Source organism: Vibrio sp. 10N.286.49.B3 (assembly GCF_002873395.1).
In the GTDB taxonomy this organism is placed as follows: domain Bacteria; phylum Pseudomonadota; class Gammaproteobacteria; order Enterobacterales; family Vibrionaceae; genus Vibrio.
The window spans coordinates 1-3,749 of record NZ_MCUV01000055.1 but is presented as its reverse complement, the minus strand read 5'-3'; the positions used below and the strand labels follow the sequence as shown (position 1 = coordinate 3,749).

General features: G+C 40.5%; 5 protein-coding genes and 1 pseudogene. 3 read left to right on the top strand and 3 right to left on the bottom strand.

Annotated elements, in window-relative coordinates; genetic code table 11:
* A partial coding sequence (locus tag BCU68_RS15625) for a transposase domain-containing protein (protein WP_133126153.1) occupies positions 1–261 on the top strand: 261 nt, incomplete at its 5' end.
* A 19-nt stretch (positions 262–280) separates the two neighbouring features.
* On the opposite strand, the pseudogene BCU68_RS15620 reads toward BCU68_RS15625, so the two are convergent.
* The 3 genes and pseudogenes from BCU68_RS15620 to BCU68_RS15610 form a co-directional block, all read right to left on the bottom strand.
* A pseudogene (locus tag BCU68_RS15620) lies at positions 281–388 on the bottom strand (IS5/IS1182 family transposase); the annotation flags it as partial.
* 226 nt (positions 389–614) lie between these two features.
* The gene (locus BCU68_RS15615; protein ID WP_133126152.1) at positions 615–1,523 is read right to left on the bottom strand and encodes a hypothetical protein; all 909 of its coding nucleotides are present in this window, start codon (positions 1,521–1,523) and stop codon (positions 615–617) included.
* Between the two features lie 147 nt (positions 1,524–1,670).
* Positions 1,671–2,069 carry a hypothetical protein gene (locus tag BCU68_RS15610; RefSeq protein ID WP_133126151.1) on the bottom strand — a complete coding sequence of 133 codons (399 nt, stop codon included), beginning with the start codon at positions 2,067–2,069 and terminating at the stop codon, positions 1,671–1,673.
* Positions 2,070–2,409: 340 nt separating this feature from the next.
* Here BCU68_RS15610 and BCU68_RS15605 point away from each other — a divergent pair, with 340 nt between their 5' ends.
* Together BCU68_RS15605 and BCU68_RS15600 are read left to right on the top strand one after the other, a co-directional pair.
* Positions 2,410–2,682: a DUF1778 domain-containing protein gene (locus BCU68_RS15605; RefSeq protein WP_102565674.1), complete on the top strand. Its 273-nt coding sequence runs from the start codon at positions 2,410–2,412 to the stop codon at positions 2,680–2,682.
* Complete coding sequence (locus BCU68_RS15600; protein WP_102565673.1) at positions 2,679–3,176, top strand: GNAT family N-acetyltransferase; 498 nt, start codon at positions 2,679–2,681, stop codon at positions 3,174–3,176. Before BCU68_RS15605 ends, BCU68_RS15600 begins: the two co-directional genes overlap by 4 nt.
* The last annotated feature ends 573 nt before the right edge of the window (positions 3,177–3,749 follow it).

Sequence of the window (3,749 nt, the reverse complement as noted above, 5' to 3'; positions counted from 1 at the left end):
GGTCATCACGAGCTGCGTATCAGTAACATCATGGCAGAAAATGCTATCCGTCCGTTCGTGGTCGGTCGCAAGGCTTGGCTGTTCGCCGATACATCACAAGGTGCCAAAGCGAGTGCTGTCTGCTACAGCTTGGTTGAAACGGCTAAGTTGAACGGACTGGAACCATACAACTACCTATATAACCTTCTTACTCAGCTACCCTACGCTGAAAATCTTGAGCAAATAGAAGCGCTACTACCTTGGAACTTGGCTAAAGACTAGATCGTTGTGATTAGCGATTAGTTATGCTGAGTAATGAGCGCTTACTTTGTTTCAGTAAGTTCGGGAGAACTTCCCCATCCGTAACCGTCGATAAACTTAGCTCGGCTGCAATAATCTTATGAGTGCTTTTTATCCAAATATTAAGCTCACTTAAGCGGAGAAGAACCGAAAAAGTAGGTCAAATCACCTCACTATGATTTGTGAGGTTGAGCGGGGCTAGCAACGAAAGAGGCAATTCTGAGTTAAGGTGCCCCGCCAGCAAGGAACTGGACAATTCCTTGCCAGTGGCTTTCCTAAATTAGCATCTCACGGATAATCTCAGGTATTGCAAACCTTCAATCAGGTGGCCAAATTCACTCAGCCACTACAGACTTACTTTCTAACCTTTTTCGCATATGTGGGCTTTTCATATCGACAACCCAATTCAATATAGGTGTAGGGTCTTTAGTAACTGGGTATGCTGCATCACCCTCGATCCAAGGCCACACTAAAAGAGCTTCATACTGAGCAGTCGTTGATATTGTATTGTTATTTTGAAAGTACGTAATGATCTCTTCAGGAGCTTTTATACATTCAAGTACATCAGCTTTAAAGTAATCGTACATAAAATCGGTACTTTCTATAGATTTTTGATGAATTATCGAGTTTCTAAGTTTCTCTAGATTCTTAAATTTAGTGAAAAGCCTTTGCGGAAGCTGTTTACAGCTATAGATTTCAGGTAGTAGAGATTTAAATTTATCGCTCAAACTGAGCCAACGTTCTATACCTTCCTTATTATACGATTCTTGAATTCCTTGTTTTGGTTTGTCTTTATAATGCACAAAATCAGAAGGAATACTGATGTTTGCGAATGCTTCAAGTGCGGTATAACCAAATACTATAGCGGTTTGAACTAGCTCTATGTAATCAGATATAAGAGTACAGTTTTCCCATAACTTTTCAGATCTAAGCTCACCCTCATCATAGCTTTTAGATATCGTGTCTTTATGCATTTTTTCTGCACATTGAAGTGCTTTTTTACTGTTCGAAAGCAGTAGCGAAATATTGTTTGGAACAAAGTAACTAATAGATCTATTTTTGGTCAACTTAACGCTATCAACCTCTTGAAACGCAACGTTCATCTGGTAAGTTGGATTTGGGTGTTCTCTAGAATCAATACAAAAAGGTTTAAGGGCACGAATGTCATGGTAGCCATATTTAGTAACGTCTGTACCTACGACCATCATAGAGCGAACTCCATTTTTCTCAGATTTTTTAGCCAACTTTTAACCTCCATAGAAAGTGCCACGGATAAGAATTCAACCTATGGCGATTTTGGACAACTTCATCTTAGAGCGGCAGATTGAGTACCGCTTCACATATAGGGAACAGGCTGCCCAGCTATGTGTTGCTAGTGTTACCTTCTAAGCTCATCTATTTCTTTTGTTAGATTCAGAAAGCTTGGAGCAAATATAAATTGAGGCACAAATGTAAGCCAACAACAAAAATATCTGTAAAAACCTTGGAGTTTCACTTTGCTTAGAGACATCATTAACTAAAAATAGGCCTATGACCAAAGCTGGAGATACAAGTTTTCTCCATCCACGACCTTCGCAAAAGAAAGTTACAGCCCCTTGCAATAACTTCCAGGCACAAAAAAGGCCAATAATTGCGGCGGTGCCTTCTAAATATCCAACGCCCCCTCCAGATGCGGAATTTCCCGTAAAGTAATGGTAATCGCGTGCTAGCACTGGCGGCGAAAATAGAGAGAGCACGATGAGTACTTTAACCTTCATAGAACAGCTTTGAAGTTTGAATAGAGTTGACACACTAACTCCCCGCATAACGAGCAACAAAACGTATCGGCGATTGGTTTAAACTCGGAACAGGTATGGCCTGAGACTTATGGACACTTTACTGCTATGAGAAAACTGAAGCCATCAGTGATGTGAGTAAGTGTGATCTCATACTGACGTAACTCATTTCGGGGCAAAAGTGATTTAGGTATGTCGTTCTAAAACCCTTCTATCAGATTAGAAAAAGTATCCTGAAACCTTAAAAACTAGTGGTTTGCGTGCCAAAGTGACACGAAGATTGCTTATTGCACACTTTAAGACCATAATACCCATGTGACACTTTGACACTTTGATACAACAGGAGATTATTATTATGGCTACTACTTTGCCTCGCATCACCGCTAGAGTTGATGTCGATACACAAGACTTACTTACTAAGGCTGCCGCGATCGCTGGAATGTCTAGCATCAACTCGTTTGTTCTAAGCGCTGCAATCGAAAAAGCTAAACAAGTCATCGAACGTGAACAGGCTTTAAAACTGAGTCAAGCTGATGCTATTTTGCTGATGAAAGCTTTAGACCGCCCTGCCACTGAGAACTCAAAACTAAAAGCTGCTTCTGATCGATACGAGAGCAAAATTCAATAATGAATACGGTACTTTTAGATAAAGCTAAACACGATAGAAACCGATTCAACTGTGGTATTGAAGCTCTCAACAATTACTTAAAAGTAATGGCGAGTCAGCAAGCAAAAAAAGACAACACTAGAACGTTTGTTTTGGAAGATGATAACGACAACTCACATGTCATCGGCTTTTACACGCTAACAATGACACCAATTGACGTAAAGGCATTACCCGATAAGTTACAAAAAAAACACCAATCATCCACGTCTGGTGGTCTGATTGCCCGCCTTGCTGTCGATGACCGATACAAAGGGAAAGGCTTTGGTGAGTGGTTGCTTATCGACGCACTCAGAAAGCTATTAGCTGCAAGTGATAGCGTTGCATTTCCAGTTGTTATCGTTGACGCCAAAGACGGTGCGAAACACTTCTATGAACGCTATGGTTTTCAAGCATTTCAAGACGCCGAAAGCAAACTCTTCATCACCATTGCTGATGTGAGAGCAAGCTTAGGCTAGTTAACCGCTAGCCTTTAGCAAGCTAGACATAATGACCCCCACGATATGAAACAAGCTGTTCCACCATTGGGCAACAGCTTATTGACTAAATAATTTTGTGGAAGTTTACTGCTACCTTAAGACGTTTAGGGGCAAAACCTTGTCAGCGCCTTTCTTAAATTGGCATTTAATGGATTCCCTTTTGTATCACAAGTCCCCTACTCTGGTGGCCCAATCTACTCATCCACAACAGTTTCCTCTGATGCATCATGAAGAACAATTTAATATAGCTCTAGAGCATGCGATTATTAATAAACTCTAAGCAAATTTAGAACATCTTACCTTCATCTTGTTACTTAGTTCTACTCTGTATTCATAAGTAGCTTGATGAACACACTTCAGGTAGGATCACTTAATTAATATAGGTCGAACCCTTTGAAATTGACCTCTATTAATATGCTTTATACTACGGCGTTTTTCAAGCTAGTTGTCACTACTTGATTAATTATCAAGCAGCTTCTTTTTCTGGGTTCAGGTGAACTTCTCCGATTGGTTCACAGTTGCGTATTTTACCTGACCAACGCTCTGGTTTTG